This is a genomic window from Rhizobium sp. CB2179, assembly GCF_057653455.1.
Genome location: NZ_JBYGKR010000004.1, coordinates 149,753 through 170,523, shown reverse-complemented (window position 1 = coordinate 170,523; position 20,771 = coordinate 149,753). Strand labels below are relative to the sequence as shown.

The window sequence follows — 20,771 nt, the reverse complement described above, 5'->3', positions numbered from 1 at the left end:
AATACTCCTTGCAGATGCAGATAGGGCGCGTCCGTGGCTGACATGGGGGCAGGGTTCGTTCCCGAACCAGACGCCATTCGGTGAGATCAGGAATGGAAACCCTTTTGGGGCGGAAACCCGTCACAGCGTGCCTCCGATATCCTCCAGGATGGCGACAAGCTGTTCCGCCCCCATGGCAACGGCAAATGCTCCAGCTGTCATCAATGCCGCATGCCGGTCAGGTCTCGGATCAGCCGGGTCGACAAATCCGACGGCCGTCATTCCTGCGGAAACGGCTGCCGCCACGCCATGACTGCTATCGTCGATCATGACGCATCTGGAGGGACGGGCTCGAAAACGCTCCGCGCAGTGCAGCAAGAGATCGGGCGCGGGCTTCGGCCGGGCGACGGCTTCGGCACTGAAAACCTCCTCTCCAAATGCGCTCCACAGATCCAATATGCCCAAGCTTTTGCGAAGCCGCTGCATCGTGCTGTTTGACGCAACGCATTTTGGTCGCTGAAGTCCGTAGACGACATCGGCAATGCCGGGGATCGGCAACAGCGAGCGTGAAAACTCTTCGAATAGACTCTGGTGCCATGTTTCAAACAATTCGGGGATATCGATAATCCCGTAATCGCGCCGGCACATCTCGCCGATGATGCTTTCTGAATTGCCGGTAAATTTGAGATGAGCCTCTGTGGCGGTGATCGCAATGCCGGCACCTTGCAGAGTTTCCGCCAATGTGCGGCTGGCGATCGGCTCGCTATCAATCAGCACGCCATCGCAATCAAAGATCACGAGATCAATGCTTTCCAAGGCTTGGCGGTCCGGCATACCGGGGTAATCGACGCGGTTATCGAGCATGTCTCACCTCCGCGCCTGCAATGCGAGATCCGGCCGGTCCGTGGTGATCTGCCGGATCGGTTTGGCAAGCCAGTTTTCAAGATCGCCGATGTCGTTTGGGACCCAGGCTCCAAGCCGCTCGACCGGCACGAGTTCGGTAATCTGCTCCCATTGTGCCGTAAGCAATGACTTCTCGACAGCGATGATATCTGAGCATTCGTTGAGTAACTTCAGACCGTTGATCAGACCGAGACGCTCGGCCGACTTGGAATCGAACGACGACAAGGTGCGGATATGCGGAGCAACCTTGCGTATGTCGACGAGCACGTCCGAATGAAAGCTGGTGAGAATTGACCGCTTCGCCAAGTCAAGACGGTCGACCGCGGCGGCTGCCTTGGCGGCGAGCCCCTCATACGGCGTTCCGTCGGCATTGGTTTTCAATTCGATATGAAGCTCGAGCGACGTGTCCTTGAAGACGGCGAGGACCTCTTCCAATGTGGGAATGGTCTCCCCGTCGCTCTCTTTGAGGCGCACCGTGCGATTTTCGCCGAGGTGAAGGTCGGCGACCAGCCCGTCCGCATCTGTCGTTCGCTCCAGCGTCGGGTCGTGAATGACAAGCACTTCCCCCGCGCGCGTCAGATGGATGTCGAATTCGACACCGTCTACAGGCATTTGCGCGAGTTTACGAAAGCCCGAAAGACTGTTCTCGGGCCAGAGATTGCGACCACCGCGGTGGCCGATGATATGCACCATTGTCTGATTATCCTTGAAATTCGGGATGTTACTTTCCTGAGTCCACCAGTCCCTTGGTGAACCAGCGCTGCATGAAGAGAATGACGGCCGCAGGCGGAAGCATGACGAGAAGTGCTGCACTCATCGCGATGTTCCAGGCAGGCGCTGAGTCCGAGACGGGAACGAGCTGCTTCAGCCCAAGGACCGCGGTTCCCATCTCCTTGTCCGTCGTGAAAAGCAGCGGCCACAAATACTGGTTCCAGCCATAGAGAAACAGGATGATCGACAGGGCCGCGATATTGGCGCTCGAGAGTGGAAGGAGAATGTCCTTGAAGAATTTCAGCGGGCCGGCTCCATCGAGCTTGGCCGCCTCGCAAAGTTCATCGGGAACGGTCAGGAAGAATTGCCGGAAAAGGAAGGTTGCGGAAGCAGAGGCGATGAGCGGCAGGATCAGGCCGGCGTAGCTGTTGACCATGTTCCACTTCAGGGATGCTTCGATATTGTATCCGGTGAGCCCCTCAACGACACCGGAAAGACCGATCGACCCTGCCAACCAGCGTAGCGGTCCGGCGGCATCGGCGACCGCTTCATAGGTCGGGATGATGCGGACCTCGACCGGAAGCATCAGCGACACGAAAATAAGCCAGAATGCCGTCATGCGAAACGGGAAGCGAAAATAGGTCACGCCAAATGCTGCAATCAATGAGATCGCCAGCTTTCCGATCACGATGCCGGCAGTGACGATGATCGAATTCAAAAACAACTGCGAAAACTCGCCCTGCTGCCAGGCGGCGGCAAGGTTTTCGAGAAAATGCCGACCTGGGAAGACCGGGAACGGTGCCTGCTGAACCTCCTGCAACGTCAATGAACCGGCGACGAAAGCGAAGTAGAGAGGAAGGCAGACAAAGATCGCGCCAATCAGCAGTATGGCATGGCAGAAGATCGAAAGACCAAGATGACGTTCGGGCATGATTACACCTGGTAATTGACCTTGCGCTCGAGGGCGCGGAATTGAACGATGGTGAACAGGATGGCAATGAACATCAGCAGCACGGATTGTGCGGCCGACGACCCGAGGTCCAGTTGCACGAAGCCGTCCTGATAAACCTTGTAGACCATGCTGTTCGTTGCGCCTGCCGGGCCACCGCGCGTGACCGCGTCGATAATGCCAAAGGTTTCAAACAGTCCGTAGACGAAGTTCATCACCACGAGGAAGAAGATCGTCGGTGAGATCAGGGGAAGCGAAATTGTGAAGAAGCGCCGGACCGGCCTTGCGCCATCGAGCTTTGCCGCCTCCAGAAGCGAAACGGGCACGGCCAACAATGCGGCAACGAGAAAGATATAGTCATAGCAGACATTCTTCCAAACCGACGCGATGGTCACCAGGAGTTGCGCATCGAAAGGGCGCCGGTTCGGGTCCCATTCGAAACCGAGCCCATGCAGAAATTGAGCGACCGGCCCGACCGCCGGATTGAACAGGAAGGCCCAGATCACGCCTGAAATCACCGGGGCGATCGCGTAGGGCAGAAGGATTATGCTTTTATAAATTCCCCTGCCCCTGACCACGAAATCGGTTGCGAATGCAAACAGACCTGCAAGCACAAGCGTTGCAACATTCTGTGCGAGGGTGAACCAGAGGGTGAATAGCGCACTGCTTCGATATTCCGGACTTGCGAACAGATTGTAGAAGTTTTTCAGCCCGACGAAGATTTGCGTGCCGCCGAACGGGTCGACCTGAACGAAGGCCAACGACAGTGCCTTGTAAGACGGTATGAAAAAGAAGAACAACAGGATCAGCAGCTGCGGCGCGACAAGTCCGAAGGCGAGCCACGGCCTGTTGAAGTGAGCGGACTTCAATCCAGCATCCGACGACGGCGCGATCAGGCGGCCCGCCGAAAGAGCGTGCGGGATGCGAAGGCGCCGGGTGGCGCCCCCCATCTCTCCGAGGGTCTTACTTTGCTGCATGAAGCTGCTCATACTGCCGAAGGATCTGGTTTCCGCGGGCCGCCGCAGCATCCAGTGCCTCCCGCGGCGTTTTTTGTCCGGTCCACACGCCTTGGATCTCCTCAACCAGAAGCGCCATCGACTGGTTGTGATTGCCAAAGCGGAAGCCGCGCGAATTGTCGGTTGGCGTGCCGCGCGTGAGTTGGAGAATGGCGACCTCGCGGGTCGGATGCTCCTTGAAATAGCCCTCGGATTTGGCCTCTTCGTAGGCGGCATTCGTCACCGGGACATAGCCGGTTTGCTTGCTCCACCAGACTTGTGTCTTCGGCAAGGCGACAAAATTCAAGAAGGCCGCAGTGCCTGCGTATTCTTCGTCCGACTTGCCTTTCAACACCCAAAGCGCTCCGCCGCCAATGGTGCTGTTCTTAGGCTCGATGCCCTCCTCATGCGGTAGGAACGTCGCGCTCCATTGAAATTTCGCACCGCTTTCAACAGCGGCATGCGCCGCGGTCGAGGCCACATAGGTCGAGCAACTGCCAGAGGTAAACAGCTGGTCGGGTGAGAGGCCTTGCCCGGCGATCTGCAGGACCCCATCGTCGAGCCACGTCTTGAGGCGTGTCACCTGGCCGACGATCAGCGGGCTCTTGTTGAAGATGAATTCGGTATCGAGACCACCGAAGCCGTTTGCCTTGGTACCGTAAGGCTGGTCCTGGATCGCGGCGTAGTTCTCGATCAGGCTCCAATAGAAGTCGTTTGCAAGCGCCATCTGGCACTTTGAAATTCCCTTCTCCTTGATAGCGTGCAACTGCTTGTCGAGTTCCTGCCAGGTCTCGGCCGGCTTGTCGAAGCCGGCTGCCTTGAAGTGATCGGCATTGTACCAGAAGATCGGTGTCGAGCTGTTGAAGGGCATTGCCGCCGGCTTGCCGTCAACGAGATAAAAGCCCGCGACCGGAGCGATGAAATTGCCCCAGTCGATCTTGTAGCCTTCCTTCTCCATAAGCTCCGGCACCGGGATGATGGCGCCGGAATTATACATGGTCAGAAAGCCTCGCTCGGCGGCTTGGATAAGCACGGGCTGCTGACCGACGCGATAGGCAGCCACCATCGCCGCCATGGTTTCCTCGTAATTGCCTTTGCTGATGCCAACGAGCTCATATTTGTCCTGCGAGGCATTGAAGTCCGAAATCAGCTGTTTGGTGATCTCGGCCAGGCGGCCGTTTGCTGCGTTCCACCACTCGATCTTGACGCGATCAGCTGCACTGGCGTCGCCTGCATTTGCCAATCCGAGCGTCATAAGAGCAGCGCCTGCCGCGAAGGACCGGAATCTCCGTCCTATGCGAGCGCCCATCGAAAATTCTGTCGTCATTTCGCTTTCCTCTCCATTGCCGTTGTGTTCGCCGACCGGCACGTCCAGCGCCGATCAACCCCTCCCAAGGTGGCGATGAAAACAAGGGTGGGGCCACTTGTTACAAATGTCAATAGCGTGTTACAAATGTATGACGATATCGAAGGGAGGATACTTTGGCAGCGATCGAACTGATTGACCTGAAGAAAAATTACGGCCCCGTCTCCGCGGTGAAGGGGATCAATCTCACCGTCGCAGATGGTGAAATGATCGTGCTGGTCGGACCGTCGGGATGCGGAAAGTCGACTTTGCTTCGTATGATCGCCGGCCTAGAAGCCATAAGCTCCGGGCACCTCAGGATCGCTGGCAGCGACGTTAGCCATGTCGATCCGGCCGACCGCAACATCGCCATGGTGTTCCAAAACTATGCGCTCTATCCTCACATGACCGTTCGGCAGAATCTCGAATACGGCCTCAAAAATCGCCGTGTCGCTCGCGGCGAGATTGATCGGCGAATCGCCAATGCCGCCAGCATTCTGGAGATTGGCGAATTCCTCGAGCGGCGCCCCCGCCAGCTGTCCGGCGGACAGCGGCAACGGGTTGCCATGGGCCGCGCCATCGTCCGCGATCCCGCCGCCTTTCTCTTCGATGAACCGCTGTCCAACCTGGATGCGAAGCTGCGTGTGCAAATGCGCGTCGAAATCCGAAGACTGCAGCGGCAGCTTAAAACGACAAGCCTTTATGTGACGCACGACCAGCTCGAGGCCATGACGCTTGCCGACCGGCTGGTGGTCATGAACGGTGGCCGGATCGAGCAGATCGGGACACCAATCGAGGTGTTCCGCCGGCCTGAAACGGTGTTCGTGGCAGGGTTCATTGGCTCACCGCCGATGAACCTGATCGATCTCGATCAGCTTGGCCCCTGCCAACTCGCGCTTCCCAGGGATACCGATGTCATCGGCATCCGGCCGAGTGCAATCAATCTCGGTGGGAGTTCAGCGCATGATCTCCGGTTCGACGCTTTCGTTGAATTGATCGAGACCGTCGGCGATGAGAATAACGTCCATTTGCGCATCGATGGCGCGGACAAGCGCGTCGTGGCCAGTGTTTCCACCAATCAGCGTCTGCAGGAAGGTGATCGGATTTCGTGTCATGTGGGAATGGATGGCCTGCATCCCTTCAACCGGGCGACCGGGCGTCGAACCGATTGACAGGGGAAGCAAACGGCATCCAACCGTCACAATTGACAACGGCAGGAATTCGCGATCCATAGCCGTCAAAGCGGAGGCGCAGATATTGCATGACGCAGAATAGAAATTCTCCATTCGCCCCCGTTGCGCTCCCAGATGAGCAAATGCAGGTGCGCGTGGTTTGGCTCTATTACATGGAGGGGCGCACGCAAGGTGAAATTGCCGAAGCACTTTCAACCAACAGGCTTCGCGTCAACAAGATCATCGCAGAAGCGCGCCGATCAGGATTGGTCACGATCACGCTCAATTCGCGGCTGACATCCTGTGTGGCTCTGGAACAGCAGTTGGCGGCGGAATTCTCGCTCACCAGGGCTATCATCGTACCGACTCCAGAGGATGAGGACCTCATCCCCGTCCTGCTCGGTCAAGCGGCAGCCGATTATCTCGTTCAGTTGCTGAACGGCGGCAACATTCGCGGTATCGGCGTCGGATGGGGAGCCACTCTGCGCGAAATGGTGCGTCATATGCCTTCACAGCGGCGACCCGAAATCTGTGTCAACTCTGTCATGGGCGGACTGACGCATGGCATCGAAATCAACACGTTTGATATCGCAAGCGACCTTGCCCGCCAGCTCAATGCCGAATGTTCCTATCTTGCCGCGCCCATTTACGCCGGCAGCCCCGAGTCGCGCGAAGCGATCGTCAGACAAGACGTCTTTGAAGCGGCCTTCCGGCAGATCGAGGCCAATGACGTCATCGTGCTCAGCATCGGCGACATGACCGAACGCTCACTGCTGATGCGCTACGGCCTGCCGAGCAACATCAACATAGAAGAGCTTGTCGCAGCCGGCGCCTGTGGTGACGTGCTTGGCCAGTTTGTCGATAAGACCGGGCGCCCGATCGAGCATCCGATCAACAGGTGCGCGATTGCTCCGGAATTTGAGGTGTTACGAGCCATTCCCAATGTCGTCTTCGCATCGGGCGGCTTGAACAAGGTTCACGCAATTGCCGCGGTTTTGTTGTCCGGCCTTGGAAACGTGCTGATTTGCGACGAAGCGACCGCACTGCAGGCGCAACTCGTTGCTACCGAGTTGAGGACGCGCGGCGGGTCATAGACCGCGCATCGACGGCCGATCCCGGCTGCGAGCTCCTCCGGATACATCCACGTGCGCCTGCGCATCTCAGGAACTCTCCGGTCGCCCATCTGTTTTACATTCTGCACCGCCCAGAAATTGCCCCCAGAGGCAATCGGCGGCAGTGGAGCTGATCCATGGATATGACGCGCATTCGAGATCGCATGGTGGAGCACCACGTGACGTGTCGTGGCATTCGCGATCAAAACGTCATCGGGGCGATGCGCATGGTGGCGCGCGAAAAATTCGTTCCTCCAGGCTCCGAGGAATTCGCCTATGAGGATGCGCCGCTGTCGATCGGCGAGGGCCAGACGATTTCGCAGCCATTCATCGTGGCTCTGATGCTCGAAAAGGCCAATCTGAATGCCGGTGACAAAGTGCTCGAGGTCGGAACGGGCTCTGGCTATGCTTCCGCCCTCATCAGCCGGATAGCAAGGTATGTCTATTCTATCGAGCGCCATGAAAAGCTGGCGCTTGAGGCTAAGGAACGGTTCGAGAAACTGGGATACCGCAACATCGACGTTCGCGTCGGCGATGGCAGCAAGGGCTGGGCGAAAGCCGCTCCGTTCGATGCCATTATCGTTTCCGCGGGCGCACCCGAGGTGCCAACCGCCTTGAAAGAACAGCTGGGGCTTGGAGGGCGGCTGATCATTCCGGTCGGCCGCGGTGAAGGGCAGCGCCTGAAACGGCTCACGCGCACCGGCGCCACCGCATTCGAGGAAGAAGATCTCGGCGGGGTGCGCTTCGTTCCCTTGATCGGCCAAGACGCCTGGACTGCTACCCATCCGATGTACACGGCAACGGCCCCCTCGTTGCCGGGAACGGTTGCCTCCGAGCCAAGCTCTCCGCAAGACGCACAGGGAGGGGGCATGGGAAAGATAGACAAATTGCCCGCGCTGCCGCATCAGCATCATCAAGCAGCAGAAATCCGGCTGACAATCGACGACGAAGGAGACATCGCGAGTTAAGAGTATGAGCTCTCTACCATTTTTGAGTTGATCACCGCTTGGGAATGCCCGTCAGAAGGATAGATCGAGCACCCTGCCCTCGAACAGACGGTCCCGAGAGCCTTCGAGATGCGCCTTCATCAGTCTTTGTGCATCGTCAGGCCGGCCATCGGCGATCGCCTTGTAGATGGCGTTATGCTCTTCATAGACCTGTTCCAACCCTTGGCGAGGGCCGAGCAAAGAGAGGCCGTGGAGATGCATGCCGACGGCGATATGAGCCTTCAGCGCATCGATCGAGGCCGTGTAATAATGATTGTTGGCAGCCTCCGTCACCGCGCGGTGGAAGAGGAAATCGGCGTCGGTGCGATGAAGTTGGTGGCTGGTCGCCTCACGCAGATCCGCAAGCGCGCTGGCGATCTTCTGGATGGCCTGCTCATTGCGGCGTTTGGCGGCGAAATAGGCGGCCGCCGGCTCAATCGTCAGTCGGAATTCGTAGCAGCGCTGAATGTCAGCGATGGTCTTGACCGGCGAATAGGCAAGCTGCGTCGTCGGCGATCCATGCGCGCTGACGAAGGTGCCGGCGCCCTGCCGGGCATAGACCATGCCTTGATCGCGCAGGCGCGCCAGCGCATCGCGGACGATCGGCCGCGACACACCCAGCATCGAGGCAAGCTCATGCTCGCCGGGAAGGCGTGAATCGGGCGGATAGTTTCCGCCGCGGATACGCTCGAGCAACTGGTCGAAGACGCGATCGACCAGCTTGACGCCCTTGCCGCGTTCGGGCTTGCCCGGCGGGCCGGCTTCCGCGTTCAAAGATTCGCCATTCACTTCAGCCACGTCATTCTCCCCGACGGTATCTTACTATGCCGCCCGATTCCAAAGGACCAGTCTTATCAAACTATCGGGCTTGCCGAAGCCCCCCGACTTCACGGCGCACCGAAAATGCCGCCCGTCGGCTGCCGTGACATCGAACCACGGCACACCGGCTTCGATTTCGCCCTGCGGCGCCAGCACTCTGACCCCAAGCGCCTGGAAAACGGCAAGCGCCGTATCGCCGCCGCCGACCATCAGCATGTCAGGCCTGGTATCGTCGATGACCGATCTAACGCCTGCAGCAAAACAGCGGGCGACCTCTGCTGCATCGGCTGTCATATCGCCGGTGCAGCGCAGCAGCGCCGGCAGCGCCATGCCCTCCCCGACTTCGACCTGCCCCATCGGCGCGTCTACCACCATGCGCAGGACACCCGAGGCTTCGAGCCGGTCCATCTGGGTAGCGGTAATCGGATCGCGCGAGCCAAAAGCGAAAAGGGTGCGTCGGGTCGCTGCAAATTCCGGCACCGGCTGCCGCCCCGTTTCGCCGAGCTGGCGGGCAAGAGCAGCACCCAGACCCCGTGCGCCGACCGCAAGTGCCAGCCGCCAGTCCTGATCAACCACGATCTGGTCGAGATCACTGTCATTCTCCGCATCGGCAACGGTGACGCTGCCTGCGCGGCTCTCGAACAGATCGGCGATCGGGAGCGGCTTGTCGACGCCGCGGCCGACAACACAGCCTCTGTAGGTCACGCGCTCCTGATCGGGAATAGCGGGCGCCACGAGGATAGTCTCCAGGCCGAGCGCATCTGCCAGCGCCAGGCTCTCCGCCGCGACATTGCCCTTCAGACGGGAGTCGATCTTCTTCATCACGACTGCGGGCTTCACGCCACGAAGTGCCTCGGTCGCGAAGCGCACCCTTTCGGCAGCTTCGCGCTCGCCGAGCGCGCGCGAGGCCGTGTTGATAACGACCACGTCACAGCCAGTGGCGATGGCATCCTCTGCGGCCTCGACATCAACGGCGACCGAAATCGAAAGGCCGGCTTCGACGAAGGGCGTGCCTGTATCGAGCGCGCCGGTCAGGTCATCGGCAATGATGACGGCCTTCAGCGTCATGCGGTCTGTCCGGTGTTGACGGCGTGACAGGCGACGAGATGGCCGGGTTTTGCTTCCTGCCACGCGGGGATGACCTTGCTGCAGACATCCATGGCGATCGGGCAGCGCGTGTGGAAACGGCAGCCGGTCGGCGGGTTCAGCGGGCTCGGCACATCACCCTGCAGGATCTGGCGCTGGCGCGTGCGCTCATGCTCCGGATCGGTCTCCGGAACGGCCGACAGCAGCGCTCTGGTATAGGGATGCAGCGGATTGTCGAACAGTTCCTCGCGGCTGGCAAGTTCGGCCAGCCGCCCGAGATACATGACGCCGACACGGGTGCTGATATGGCGCACGACCGCGAGATCATGGGCGATGAAGAGATAGGTCAGCCCGTATTTTTCCTGCAGATCGAGCAGCAGGTTGATGATTTGCGCCTGGATCGACACGTCGAGCGCCGAAATCGCCTCGTCGCAGACGATGAATTTCGGCTGGCAGGCGAGCGCGCGGGCAATGACGACGCGCTGGCGCTGACCGCCGGAAAGCTCGTGCGGGTAGCGCTGGGCAAACCGCGTCGGCAGGCCGACATCGGTGAGCAGTGTCGTCACCCTGTCCTTCAGCTCGGCCTTGGTGCAGAGCTTGTGGAAGAGGATCGGCTCGCCGATCGCCTCGCCCACCGTCATGCGCGGATTGAGTGTCGAATAGGGATCCTGGAAGACGATCTGCAGGTCGCGGCGAAACGGCCGCATCTGCTTCTCGTCGAGCGTCGCGAGATCCTGGCCCTTGTAGACGACCTTGCCGCTGGTCGCCTTGTAGAGGTTGAGGATGGTGAAACCGGTCGTCGACTTGCCGCAGCCGGATTCGCCGACCAGGCTCAGCGTCTCGCCTTCCATGATGTCGAGATTGACATTGTCGAGGGCATAGACGGTTGCCGAGCGTTCGCCGAAGGCGCCGAGCTTGACGTGGAAATGCTTGACCAGGTTTTCGATCTTGAGCAGCGGTTGAGCGCCCATCACGCGGCCTCCTGCATTCTCTGGACGACGAAACAGGCGGCGCGGTGATTGGCGCTGCCGCTCAACGGTTCGAGCTGCGGCACCTTCTCGTGGCATATGGCTTCGGCAAGCGGGCAGCGCGGCGCAAATGGGCAACCCTTCGGCCGGCGGCCAGGCTCCGGCGGCGTGCCGCCGATCGAGCTCAGCCGGCTTGCCGGCGGGTCCGAAAGCTTCGGGATAGAAGACAGCAGGCCGCGCGTATAGGGATGGCTCGGGCGGGCATAGAGCTCGTCGACCGGCGCATCCTCGACCACCGTGCCGGCATAGAGCACGGCGACGCGATCGACCAGGCCGGCGATCAGCGCCAGATCATGGGTGATCCAGACGACCGACATGCCGAGCTTGGCTCTGAGATCCTTCACCAGATCGACGATCTGAGCCTGGATGGTGACGTCGAGCGCCGTCGTCGGCTCATCGGCAATCAAAAGCTTCGGATTGCAGGCAAGACCGATCGCGATCATCACGCGCTGGCGCATGCCGCCGGAGAGCTCGTGCGGATAGGCCTGCAGGCGCTCTTCCGGGCCGGGGATGCCGACAAGCCGCAGAAGTTCGACAGCGCGGGCGCGGGCCGCCGCCTTTTTCATTCCGCGATGGTAGACCAGCGGCTCACAGATCTGGTCGCCGACGCGCATCACCGGATTGAGCGAAGTCATCGGATCCTGAAAGACGAAGCCGATATCGCCGCCGCGCACCTTGCGCAGCTCGCGATTCGACATCGTCTGCAGGTCGCGGCCGTCGAATGTCGCCGATCCCTTGGTGACCTTGATCTTGTTCGGCAGCAGCCGCATCAGGCTCAGCATGGTCAGGCTCTTGCCGCAGCCGGATTCGCCGACGACGCCAAGGGTCTCGCCCTTGTTGACATGGAGATCGATGCCATCGACGACCACGGCCGGGCCGTTGCGGCCGTCGATCTCGACGGTGAGGCCCCTGACATCGAGCAGGCGGTCGGTGCTTTTCGTATCCATCATTTGCTGCCCCGCGGATTGAGCGCGTCGTTGAGTCCGTCGCCAAGGAAGCTGAAGGCAACCGAGGCAAGGCCGAGCACGGCCGCCGGAGCGGCGAGAAGGTGGGGATAATGCTGCCAGACGCGCAGGCCGTCCGAGATCATGTTGCCCCAGCTCGGCGTTGGCGGATTGACCCCGACGCCGAGGAAGCTGAAGGCGCTTTCCAGCACCATCGCCGTGCCGAGGCCGGCGCTGACCGAGACGATCAGGGGGCCGAGCGCATTCGGAATGACATAACGCTTGATGATGATCCAGTTCGACAGGCCGAGCGCCTGGGCCGCGGTGATATAGGGCCGGCTGCGGATCGACAGTACCTGGGCGCGCACGAGACGGGCGTAAGGCGGCCAGGAGATCAGCGCCATCGAGCCGAAGACGAGAATGAAATCCACCCACATGGTTTCGCGGTAGAAGGGATTGAGGGTCGCGAGATAACGCGCCTCCATCCATTTGCTGATCGGCGATTTCAGCGAGGCGTTGATGACGACGACGAGCAGCAGGTTGGGAACCGACATCGTCACGTCGGTCAGCCACATGATGGCGCGATCGAATGGATTGCCGAAGAAACCAGCGACGGCCCCGAGCACGAGGCCAATCAGCACCGCGAAGACGGTGACGATGATGGCGACGAGGAAGGCGGTGCGTGTGCCGAAGACCACGCGGCTGAAGACGTCGCGGCCGAGATCGTCGGTTCCGAAGAGGTGGCTCATCGACGGCAGGACGTTGCGGGCGTTGAGGTCCTGGCTCAAATAATCATAAGGCGTGAGGTAGGGGCCGAAGATCGCCGTGAAGCCGAGGATCAGGACGATGACGAGGCCGAAGATGGCGAGCCTGTTGCGCTTCAGCCGATACCAGGCATCGCGCCACAGGCTGACCGGCTCTTCGACGGTTTCGGTGGTGGAAAGAGGGATGGCGGACATGGTCAGCGGCTCCTTCTTGAATCATTGGCGCGCGGGTCGAGCAGCGGATAGAGCACATCCACCAGGAGGTTCGAGACCATCACCAGGAATGAGCCGATCAGCGTGATCGCCAGAATGACCGGATAATCGGAATTGATCAGCGCTTGCACAGTCAACCGGCCGAGGCCCGGCAGGCCGAAGACGAGTTCGACGAAGATCGCGCCGTTGACGATGGTGATCATGATCAGGCCGAGCTGCGTGACGACGGGCGTCAGCACCGGCCGCAGGATATGGCGCAATGCCACGATGATCTCGGGCACGCCCTTGGCGCGGGCGGTGCGGACGAAATCCTCCGACAGTACCTCGATGACGGCGGCACGCGTCTGCCTCACGATCAGCGCGATCGGCTGGAAGGAAAGGACGAGCAACGGCAGCAGGATACGGACATCGAAGATGCCGCCCCAGCCATAGGGCACGCTTGCACCCGGCAGCAGCACGATGAGGCCGACCATCAGCATCGGACCGGCGACATAGGCCGGGATCGCCCAGAGGAAGAGTGCGGAGCCCAGAATGGCATAGTCGATGCGCGAATTCTGGTTGAGCGCAGCGATCATGCCGAGCGGGATCGCGACGACGGCGGTCAGGATGATGGAACAGATCGCAAGCTGGAAGGAGACGGGGGCTGCGGCCGAGACCATTGCCCAGACGGAGCGGCCCGAGGTCAACGAATTGCCGAACTGGCCGTGCAGCAGGTTCCAGATGTAAAGGCCGAACTGGACGATGAAGGGTTTGTTGAGACCGGCACTTTCGCGAATGGCTTCGATGCGCTGCGGATTATAGGCGACGTCGCCTGGCGCGCGCAGGAAGATCAGCTTGATCGGATCGCCTGCACCATAGAAGGCCAGCGCGTAGACCGCCAGCATCACCACCAGAACGGACGGAATCCAGATGGCAAATCGGGTTAGCACGTAGCGCAGCAAGGCCACCTCCCACCTGTTGTTCGACGCGTTCCCGCTTTTGGCTGCGATCGCATCTCTTCTTTTTGATACGTGCGCGAAGGCCTTGCGGCCTTCGCGCGGGTTATTGCCGATTGGAACGGTTTCCGCCGGATCAACCGATGGAAATGTTCCAGGGTTCGACGACCTGCCAGTCAAGGTTCTTTTCCAGGCCCTTGACCTCTTTGGTAGCCCAGCGCGACATCGCCTGAGAATACCATGGAATGAAGGCCCAATCCTCGCGGAACGCCTTCTGGGCTTCCTGGGCGAGAGCGATGCGCTTCGGATCGTCCGCAGCCTTGGTCGTGGCCTCGGCAAGGGCACTGTCGACCTTGTCGTTCTTGTATCCACCGAGCTTGTTCTGCGCATTCGACGAGGTCGAGGCGATGCAGCCCGCCAGATAGGAGACGGCATCGGGAACGCGGGTGCCGACGTCGTCGCGGAAGATCTGGACCGAATTCTGATCCGGACCCGCATAGGAATCCTGCTGCGGCTTCATGTCGACGGCTGTGATGCCGAGATTCTGACGCCACTGCTCGGCGATGAACTGGGCGGCGGCCTGAATGGCCGGCGCCGAAATGCCGACGAACAGGATCTTCGGCAGGCGCTCCGGACCGCCGTAGGTCGATTCCGCAAGCAGCTTCTTGGCAGCAGCCGGATCATAGGGATAAGGCTCGAAACCGGAATTCTCCGCACCCGGAACCGAGTTGAGGATCTGGTCGGCTTTCTTGTGCGGGCCGTCGGGATAGGACGCCTTGAACAGGCCGTCGCGATCGACGGCCATGATCAGCGCCTGGCGGACCTTCGGATCGTCCATCGGCGCGCGGGAGATGTTGAACCAGAAATGCTGGCTGGTCGGGATCAGCGGGCCGGCCGAGAATTCCGGACCAAGATCCTGGATGATGGTCGAGGTGACAAGTTCGGTATGGGCGTTGAACTCGCCCGATTTGATCAGCGACGTTGCCGTGACATTATCCTCGATCGAGGTGATATCAATACGGGCAAGCTTCGGCTTCGGTCCGAAGAAGTTCTCATTCGGCTCGAAAGAGAGTTTGCCGGCGTCGATGTCGATGCTCGTCAGCTTGAACGGACCGGAGAAGACCGGCTTGCTATCGGGCTTATACCAATCGATGATCTCCTCGCCGTCGCTGCCGCGCGACTGCGATGCCTTGGTGATCGGCGCGATGTGGTTTGCCAGGCGCATGAAGAAGATCGGGTCTGCGGCACCAAGCGTCACCACGACCGTCCCATCGTCGGGTGTCGCGACACCAGTCAGTTCGTTGCCGGAGCCGGCGGCGATTTCGGCGTAACCCTTGACCCTGCTCAGCACCTGGTCGGCGCGCTGGTTCTTGGTGTTGGGCATCGAGGAGACTTCCCACGATCCCTTGACATCCGCTGAGGTGATCTTGCTGCCGTCGGAAAAGACGGCCTTCGGGTCGAGCTTGAAGGTCCAGACTGTGTTGTCGGCCGATTCCCAGCTGGTGAAGACGTAGGGCTTGATATTGCCTTCGCTGTCGAAATACATCGGCGATGCCCACCAGATCGAATTCCAGCGGAACGTCCTGCCGCCGCCGCGCAGCGGCGACCAGTCCTGGTCGAAGGCCGGATTTGCGACCTTCAGGACCTGGCCTTCATCGGCCATAACGATGCGGGCATTCATCCCGAATACGGTGAGGCCGACACCGGCTGCAAGGCCGAGCTTCAGCGCGTTACGACGTGATATTTTGGTTTTATCCGATTGATCAGACATGGCATTCCTCCCAGAGTGAATTCGGCAGCGCTCTCCCTGCACCTGCCAGGCGCAGCACAATCCGTTCCGTATCGTTCTCTCGTTATTGTAAATATGTCAACAAAAAATCGCGATTTCAATCCGAACAAAATTTTCTCCTGAAAATATATGAGTTATAACAGATAGATAACTTTTCGCGGCGGCTTCACGGCATTTTGTCTTCTTGACAAAAGCGCGGCAATATAAAAGTTCTTTGCACTCCATCGCGACAGACGGATGACAATTGGAACGCGCAGCCCCCGGTTCGAACACGGATCGGCAAGACAGGACGCGCCGAGGAGGGCGGAAATGAGCCAGCACAGGATTACCGGCGTTTTCAGCGCCTCCGCAACGCCGCTGACGGCGGACAACAGGCCGGATTTCGCCCTTTTCACCGACCATTGCCGGCAGCTGCTGACCGAGGGGTGCCATGGCGTGGCGCTGCTCGGTACGACGGGCGAGGCCAATTCCTTCTCCGGAGCCGAGCGCCGTGCCATTCTGGAAGCAGCACTGAAGGCCGGCATTCCCGCCGACAGGCTTTTGCCGGGCACTGGCGTCGTCGCCATTCCCGAGACTGTGGAATTGACCCGGCACGCGCTGTCGCTTGGCGTCACCAAGGTGGTGATGCTGCCACCCTTCTACTACAAGGGCGTCTCCGACGATGGTCTCTTCGCCGCCTATTCGCAGGTGCTGGAAAAGGTCGCCGACACCCGCCTGCAGGTCATCCTCTATCATATTCCACAGGTCTCAGGCGTTCCGCTATCCATTCCGCTGATCGGGCGGTTGATTGCGGCCTTCCCAGAGACGGTCGTCGGCATCAAGGAATCTGCGGGAGATTTCAACAACATGCAGGCGATCATCGCCGCCTATCCCGGCTTCTCAGTGCTCGCAGGCGCCGATCCGCTGTTGTTGCCGCTGCTGAAGGCCGGCGGCGCCGGCTGCATCACCGCCACCTCCAATCTCGTGGCGAATTCGCTCCGCACCGTCTACGAGCATGTCCATGACGAGGCGCGCGCCGCCGATGTCGAGGCGGCGCAGGCCCGCATCAACGCCTATCGAACGCTTTCCAATTCCTACGTCCAGATCCCGACCATCAAGGCGATGGTTGGGCTGAAGACCGGCAATCCCGCCTGGAAGCGTACGCGCGCGCCGTTGATGCCGCTCGGCGATGCCGACTATGCCGCACTCGCCGAAAGCTACGCCAAGCTGCCTTGAGGAGATCCGTCATGAGTTTTACCGGCCTGCCTCCGGAAGCCATTCCGGCCCTGATGACCGGGGCCATCGCCCCTCACCCCACAATCGAGGGTCGTGCGGATGCCTATCTGCCCTCCCCCTGCATCCAGAACCATGCCGCAAATCTCGCCTTTCTGCCCGACGGCACGCTGACCTGCGTCTGGTTCGGCGGCACGATGGAGGGCATGGGCGATATCTCGATTTACATGTCGCGGCTGGCGCCGGGCTCCGGGCGATGGTCCGTGCCGGAAAAGATGAGCGACGACCCGGAGAAATCCGAACAAAATCCGTTAATTTTCAAGGCTCCAGACGGAAACGTATGGCTGCTCTATACCTCGCAGACTTCCGGCAATCAGGACGGTTCTGTTGTCAAATGCCGGATTTCAGGTGATGGCGGCCAGACTTTCGGCCCGGTCCAAATTCTCTGCGACAGTCCCGGCACTTTCGTTCGCCAGCAGATCGTCGTCAACGGCAGGGGCGATTGGCTGCTTCCGGTCTTCCGTTGCGTCGGCCTGAATGGCCAGCGCTGGAGCGGCGATGCCGATACGGCTGCGGTGCTGATGTCACGTGATGGCGGCGCGAGTTGGCAGATGCGCGATATTCCAGACAGTATCGGCGCGGTGCACATGAACATCCTGCCGCTTGGCGACGAGATGATCGCCTTCTACCGCAATCGTTTTGCCGAAAACATCCTTTCCAGCCGATCATCCGATGGCGGCGAGACATGGAGTGCGCCCGAGCCCGCCGAACTGCCGAACAACAACTCCTCGATCCAGGCCACGATCCTGAATGATGGAGCAATCGCAATGGTTTACAACCATTCGAATGCCGGCATGTCGGATGCACGTCGCCAGTCTCTCTATGACGAAATCGAGGGTGGCGAAGCTGGAGAGACCGCCGTCGTTGCCGATACCAGCGCACGCAAGGCCGTCTGGGGTGTTCCGCGTGCGCCGCTGAGCCTGGCGATATCAAGGGATGGCGGCAAGAGCTTTCCGCATCGCATCGATCTCGATACCGGCGACGGCTTCTGCCTCAGCAACAATTCGAAAGAGTCGCTGAACCGCGAGTTCTCCTACCCCTCGATCGTCCAGGGCGGCGACGGCACGCTCCATATCGCCTACACCTACTACCGGCGCGCCATCAAATATGTGCGCCTCGCCCCGCAATCCCTGCCGTGAGCAAAGCGGCAGCCGGAAAATTGTAAACCTGCATCCGATCGCAAGGATCCAGGATGGCAACGGCTGCGGGTTGACGGACGGGGAAATTGACAACAGGCTCAGATTATTCACTGCCGTCGCAAAGATCATGGGCCAGCGGTGCATGAAATGCCGGCATAACCATGACGAATTTCATAACACACTGATATCTTTATCGATATTGGCACAGCAACGCCGCGTTGAAGCGCGCTCGAGCGCACGTCAGATGATAAAAACTTCTGCTCTCTGGAATGCTGGCTTGACATTGACCTTACAACTTTACATTAAAGAGGACGATGATATTGCCGCAAGATCTTGCAGGGAGGACTGGTTCATGGCCAGCTTGGATTCGCCGATCACGATAGTTCGGCCGCATCTGATCGAATTCGGCGTCGGCACGGCGGGAAAGCTCGGCAAATGGGCCGCCGAAAAGGGCTATGGTCGCACGCTCGTCATCTCCGATGCCTTCAATGCCTCGCGCATCGACGTACTGGAGCTGAAGGGCGAGGTAACCGTCTTTGCCGAAGTGACGCCCGAACCGGATACGGCCAATCTCGCAAAGGTGCTGGCGGCGGCAAACGCCGCCGATGCCGAGCTGATTGTCGGCTTCGGCGGTGGCAGCGCCATGGATCTAGCAAAACTTGCCGCCGTGCTTGCCGGCTCTGCCCAGACGCTGCACGAGGTCGTCGGTCCGAACAAGGTGCATGGGCCGCGCAAGGTAGCGCTTGCCCAGGTGCCGACGACATCGGGCACCGGCAGCGAGGCCGGCATCCGTGCGCTTGTCACTGATCCGGCGACGATGGCAAAGCTTGCCGTCGAAAGCCTGCATATGCTGGCCGATATCGCCGTCATCGATCCTGCTTTGACCTTCAGCGTCCCGGCTCGCACGACGGCCGCCACCGGCGTCGATGCCATGGCCCATTGCGTCGAGGCCTTCACCAACCGCAAGGCGCATCCGATGGTCGACATCTATGCGATCGAGGGGACGCGGCTCGTCGGCAAATATCTCGCCCGCGCCGTCAAGGACGGCAACGACGCTGAAGCGCGCGCCGGCCTCTCGCTCGCCTCGCTTTACGGCGGTTTCTGCCTCGGCCCGGTCAATACCGCCGGCGGCCATGCGCTTGCCTATCCCCTCGGAACACGCTGGCATGTGGCCCATGGCGCAGCCAATGCGCTGATCTTTCCGCATGTTCTCGCCTTCAATACACCGTCCGCGCCTGAGAAAACCAAGGCGGTGATGGAAGCGCTTGGGCGTGAAACCTCCGGCAATGTCACCTCCGTCTTCGATGCGGCTTACGCTTTCTGCGCCGAACTCGGCATCGAGATGAAGCTCTCCGGCCTCGGCGTGCCGGAAACCGATCTCGACGCCATGGCCGACGACGCCTTTGCCATTCGCCGTCTGCTCGATAACAATCCGCGCGATCTCACGCGCGCCGACATTCGCGCGATTTACGCGGCTGCCTTTTAAGCGGTAAGGTTTTTTAGAAGGGACTCGATCGATGGACAGGAATGCGAAAGTTGCCGTGACGCTCGGCGATCCGGCCGGCGTCGGCCCCGAGGTGATCGTCAAGGCCTTGGCAGCCCTTCCGAGGGAAGAGCGCCGCGATTTCGTGATCGTCGGCAATGTCGAAGCGCTGGAACGCGCCGACCGCGTCAGCGGCACCGGACTGCGGTTCGGGCCTGCCGATGCGCCCGGTGACGACAGGATTGCCGTCGACGAAGTCGCGCTCGCCGCCGCCCTGCCCGAGATCGGCAAGGTCAGCCCCGTCGCCGGCGATGCCTCGGTGCGCTATATCACCCGCGCCGTCGATCTCGCCATGTCGGGACAAGCCGACGTCATCGTCACCGCGCCGATCAACAAGGAGGCGATGAACCTCGCCGGCCATCACCATGACGGCCACACCGGGCTGCTCGCGCATCTCACCGGCTCGAAGAGCTCCTTCATGCTGCTTGCCTCCGAGCGGCTGAACACCATCCACGTCTCCACCCATATCTCGCTGAAGGGCGCGATCGAGCGCGCCAAGACTGAGCGGGTGCTGGCGACAATCGAAGCCGGCCATCGACACTTCCTGCGGCTTGGCAAAACAGCGCGCATCGCCGTCGCCGGCCTCAATCCCCATTGCGGCGAAAACGGCCTGTTCGGCACCGAGGATACGGAATTCCTGGCGCCCGCCGTCGAGCAGGCGCAGGCAAAGGGCATCGACGTCGTCGGCCCGATCTCGGCCGATACGGTTTTCGCCCGCGCCTATAACGGCGCCTTCGATCTTGTCATCGCCCAGTATCACGACCAGGGCCATATCCCGATCAAGCTCGTCGCCTTCGACACGGCGGTCAACGTCTCGCTCGGCCTGCCGATCGACCGCGTCTCGGTCGATCACGGCACCGCCTTCGACATCGCCGGCACCGGCAAGGCAAACCACGTCAACATGCTGTCGGCCATCGCCTATGCCAGGCTGATGGCCCGCTCGCCGCGGCAGAGAGCGTGATCGCGGCTTCCATGAGGACCAACAAGCGCCCATCGCCGACACAACGATTTTGAACTTCGTTATGACATCCAATAGCATAACCGGACTCTGTCGTTCAGGAGCGTCCCGCCGTTGACGCGTCGACAT

General features: G+C 60.5%; 18 protein-coding genes and 1 pseudogene. 7 read left to right on the top strand and 12 right to left on the bottom strand.

What is annotated here, in order from left to right:
* Window positions 1-120: 120 nt before the first annotated feature.
* The 5 genes from AC244Q_RS32460 to AC244Q_RS32440 are packed head-to-tail and all read right to left on the bottom strand — an operon-like array spanning window position 121 to window position 4,864.
* A complete protein-coding gene (locus tag AC244Q_RS32460; protein ID WP_128407263.1) occupies window positions 121-843 on the bottom strand; it encodes an HAD family hydrolase in 723 nt (240 codons plus the stop codon).
* A gap of 3 nt (window positions 844-846) precedes the next feature.
* Entirely contained in the window at window positions 847-1,575 is a 729-nt protein-coding gene (locus AC244Q_RS32455) for a glycerophosphodiester phosphodiesterase family protein (protein WP_128407278.1), read from the bottom strand.
* Window positions 1,576-1,603: 28 nt separating this feature from the next.
* Entirely contained in the window at window positions 1,604-2,524 is a 921-nt protein-coding gene (locus AC244Q_RS32450; protein WP_128407264.1) for an ABC transporter permease subunit, read from the bottom strand.
* A 2-nt stretch (window positions 2,525-2,526) separates the two neighbouring features.
* Entirely contained in the window at window positions 2,527-3,492 is a 966-nt protein-coding gene (locus AC244Q_RS32445; protein ID WP_206641104.1) for an ABC transporter permease subunit, read from the bottom strand.
* 13 nt (window positions 3,493-3,505) lie between these two features.
* Entirely contained in the window at window positions 3,506-4,864 is a 1,359-nt protein-coding gene (locus AC244Q_RS32440; protein ID WP_020487142.1) for an extracellular solute-binding protein, read from the bottom strand.
* A gap of 155 nt (window positions 4,865-5,019) precedes the next feature.
* Here AC244Q_RS32440 and AC244Q_RS32435 point away from each other — a divergent pair, with 155 nt between their 5' ends.
* The 3 genes and pseudogenes from AC244Q_RS32435 to AC244Q_RS32425 all read left to right on the top strand — a co-directional run.
* Window positions 5,020-6,054, top strand: a complete 1,035-nt coding sequence (locus AC244Q_RS32435) for a sn-glycerol-3-phosphate import ATP-binding protein UgpC (RefSeq protein ID WP_017997111.1) — start codon at window positions 5,020-5,022, stop codon at window positions 6,052-6,054.
* A gap of 89 nt (window positions 6,055-6,143) precedes the next feature.
* Entirely contained in the window at window positions 6,144-7,148 is a 1,005-nt protein-coding gene (locus AC244Q_RS32430; RefSeq protein ID WP_012760157.1) for a sugar-binding transcriptional regulator, read from the top strand.
* 155 nt (window positions 7,149-7,303) lie between these two features.
* Window positions 7,304-8,068: pseudogene (locus tag AC244Q_RS32425) on the top strand (protein-L-isoaspartate(D-aspartate) O-methyltransferase); the annotation flags it as partial.
* Between the two features lie 117 nt (window positions 8,069-8,185).
* Here AC244Q_RS32425 and AC244Q_RS32420 read toward each other — a convergent pair.
* The 7 genes from AC244Q_RS32420 to AC244Q_RS32390 all read right to left on the bottom strand — a co-directional run bounded on the left by AC244Q_RS32420 (window position 8,186) and on the right by AC244Q_RS32390 (window position 15,712).
* Window positions 8,186-8,950: a FadR/GntR family transcriptional regulator gene (locus tag AC244Q_RS32420; RefSeq protein ID WP_017997109.1), complete on the bottom strand. Its 765-nt coding sequence runs from the start codon at window positions 8,948-8,950 to the stop codon at window positions 8,186-8,188.
* A gap of 24 nt (window positions 8,951-8,974) precedes the next feature.
* Window positions 8,975-10,039 carry a four-carbon acid sugar kinase family protein gene (locus tag AC244Q_RS32415; RefSeq protein ID WP_017997108.1) on the bottom strand — a complete coding sequence of 355 codons (1,065 nt, stop codon included), beginning with the start codon at window positions 10,037-10,039 and terminating at the stop codon, window positions 8,975-8,977.
* A complete protein-coding gene (locus AC244Q_RS32410; RefSeq protein WP_026157687.1) occupies window positions 10,036-11,028 on the bottom strand; it encodes an ABC transporter ATP-binding protein in 993 nt (330 codons plus the stop codon). The genes AC244Q_RS32415 and AC244Q_RS32410 overlap by 4 nt, the downstream gene beginning before the upstream one ends.
* Window positions 11,028-12,035: an ABC transporter ATP-binding protein gene (locus AC244Q_RS32405; RefSeq protein WP_017997106.1), complete on the bottom strand. Its 1,008-nt coding sequence runs from the start codon at window positions 12,033-12,035 to the stop codon at window positions 11,028-11,030. The genes AC244Q_RS32410 and AC244Q_RS32405 overlap by 1 nt, the downstream gene beginning before the upstream one ends.
* Window positions 12,032-12,988, bottom strand: coding sequence for an ABC transporter permease (locus AC244Q_RS32400; RefSeq protein WP_012760162.1), 957 nt, complete (start codon window positions 12,986-12,988; stop codon window positions 12,032-12,034). The genes AC244Q_RS32405 and AC244Q_RS32400 overlap by 4 nt, the downstream gene beginning before the upstream one ends.
* A 2-nt stretch (window positions 12,989-12,990) precedes the next feature.
* Complete coding sequence (locus AC244Q_RS32395; RefSeq protein ID WP_012760163.1) at window positions 12,991-13,947, bottom strand: ABC transporter permease; 957 nt, start codon at window positions 13,945-13,947, stop codon at window positions 12,991-12,993.
* 130 nt (window positions 13,948-14,077) lie between these two features.
* A complete protein-coding gene (locus AC244Q_RS32390) occupies window positions 14,078-15,712 on the bottom strand; it encodes an ABC transporter substrate-binding protein (protein ID WP_128407266.1) in 1,635 nt (544 codons plus the stop codon).
* Window positions 15,713-16,039: 327 nt separating this feature from the next.
* Here AC244Q_RS32390 and AC244Q_RS32385 point away from each other — a divergent pair, with 327 nt between their 5' ends.
* The 4 genes from AC244Q_RS32385 (at window position 16,040) to pdxA (ending at window position 20,645) form a co-directional block, all read left to right on the top strand.
* Window positions 16,040-16,945 carry a dihydrodipicolinate synthase family protein gene (locus AC244Q_RS32385; protein ID WP_128407267.1) on the top strand — a complete coding sequence of 302 codons (906 nt, stop codon included), beginning with the start codon at window positions 16,040-16,042 and terminating at the stop codon, window positions 16,943-16,945.
* 11 nt (window positions 16,946-16,956) lie between these two features.
* Entirely contained in the window at window positions 16,957-18,141 is a 1,185-nt protein-coding gene (locus tag AC244Q_RS32380) for a sialidase family protein (RefSeq protein ID WP_128407268.1), read from the top strand.
* Between the two features lie 352 nt (window positions 18,142-18,493).
* Complete coding sequence (locus AC244Q_RS32375) at window positions 18,494-19,627, top strand: iron-containing alcohol dehydrogenase (RefSeq protein WP_128407269.1); 1,134 nt, start codon at window positions 18,494-18,496, stop codon at window positions 19,625-19,627.
* A gap of 31 nt (window positions 19,628-19,658) precedes the next feature.
* A complete protein-coding gene (gene pdxA / locus AC244Q_RS32370) occupies window positions 19,659-20,645 on the top strand; it encodes a 4-hydroxythreonine-4-phosphate dehydrogenase PdxA (protein WP_128407270.1) in 987 nt (328 codons plus the stop codon).
* Window positions 20,646-20,771 lie beyond the last annotated feature (126 nt).

Coding starts and splice junctions, on each gene's coding strand:
- AC244Q_RS32460 (WP_128407263.1), bottom strand. CDS start 843: ATGCTCGATAACCGCGTCGATTACCCCGGTATGCCGGACCGCCAAGCC.
- AC244Q_RS32455 (WP_128407278.1), bottom strand. CDS start 1,575: ATGGTGCATATCATCGGCCACCGCGGTGGTCGCAATCTCTGGCCCGAG.
- AC244Q_RS32450 (WP_128407264.1), bottom strand. CDS start 2,524: ATGCCCGAACGTCATCTTGGTCTTTCGATCTTCTGCCATGCCATACTG.
- AC244Q_RS32445 (WP_206641104.1), bottom strand. CDS start 3,492: ATGGGGGGCGCCACCCGGCGCCTTCGCATCCCGCACGCTCTTTCGGCG.
- AC244Q_RS32440 (WP_020487142.1), bottom strand. CDS start 4,864: ATGACGACAGAATTTTCGATGGGCGCTCGCATAGGACGGAGATTCCGG.
- AC244Q_RS32430 (WP_012760157.1), top strand. CDS start 6,144: ATGACGCAGAATAGAAATTCTCCATTCGCCCCCGTTGCGCTCCCAGAT.
- AC244Q_RS32415 (WP_017997108.1), bottom strand. CDS start 10,039: ATGACGCTGAAGGCCGTCATCATTGCCGATGACCTGACCGGCGCGCTC.
- AC244Q_RS32410 (WP_026157687.1), bottom strand. CDS start 11,028: ATGGGCGCTCAACCGCTGCTCAAGATCGAAAACCTGGTCAAGCATTTC.
- AC244Q_RS32405 (WP_017997106.1), bottom strand. CDS start 12,035: ATGATGGATACGAAAAGCACCGACCGCCTGCTCGATGTCAGGGGCCTC.
- AC244Q_RS32400 (WP_012760162.1), bottom strand. CDS start 12,988: ATGTCCGCCATCCCTCTTTCCACCACCGAAACCGTCGAAGAGCCGGTC.
- AC244Q_RS32390 (WP_128407266.1), bottom strand. CDS start 15,712: ATGTCTGATCAATCGGATAAAACCAAAATATCACGTCGTAACGCGCTG.
- AC244Q_RS32385 (WP_128407267.1), top strand. CDS start 16,040: ATGAGCCAGCACAGGATTACCGGCGTTTTCAGCGCCTCCGCAACGCCG.
- AC244Q_RS32380 (WP_128407268.1), top strand. CDS start 16,957: ATGAGTTTTACCGGCCTGCCTCCGGAAGCCATTCCGGCCCTGATGACC.
- AC244Q_RS32375 (WP_128407269.1), top strand. CDS start 18,494: ATGGCCAGCTTGGATTCGCCGATCACGATAGTTCGGCCGCATCTGATC.
- pdxA (WP_128407270.1), top strand. CDS start 19,659: ATGGACAGGAATGCGAAAGTTGCCGTGACGCTCGGCGATCCGGCCGGC.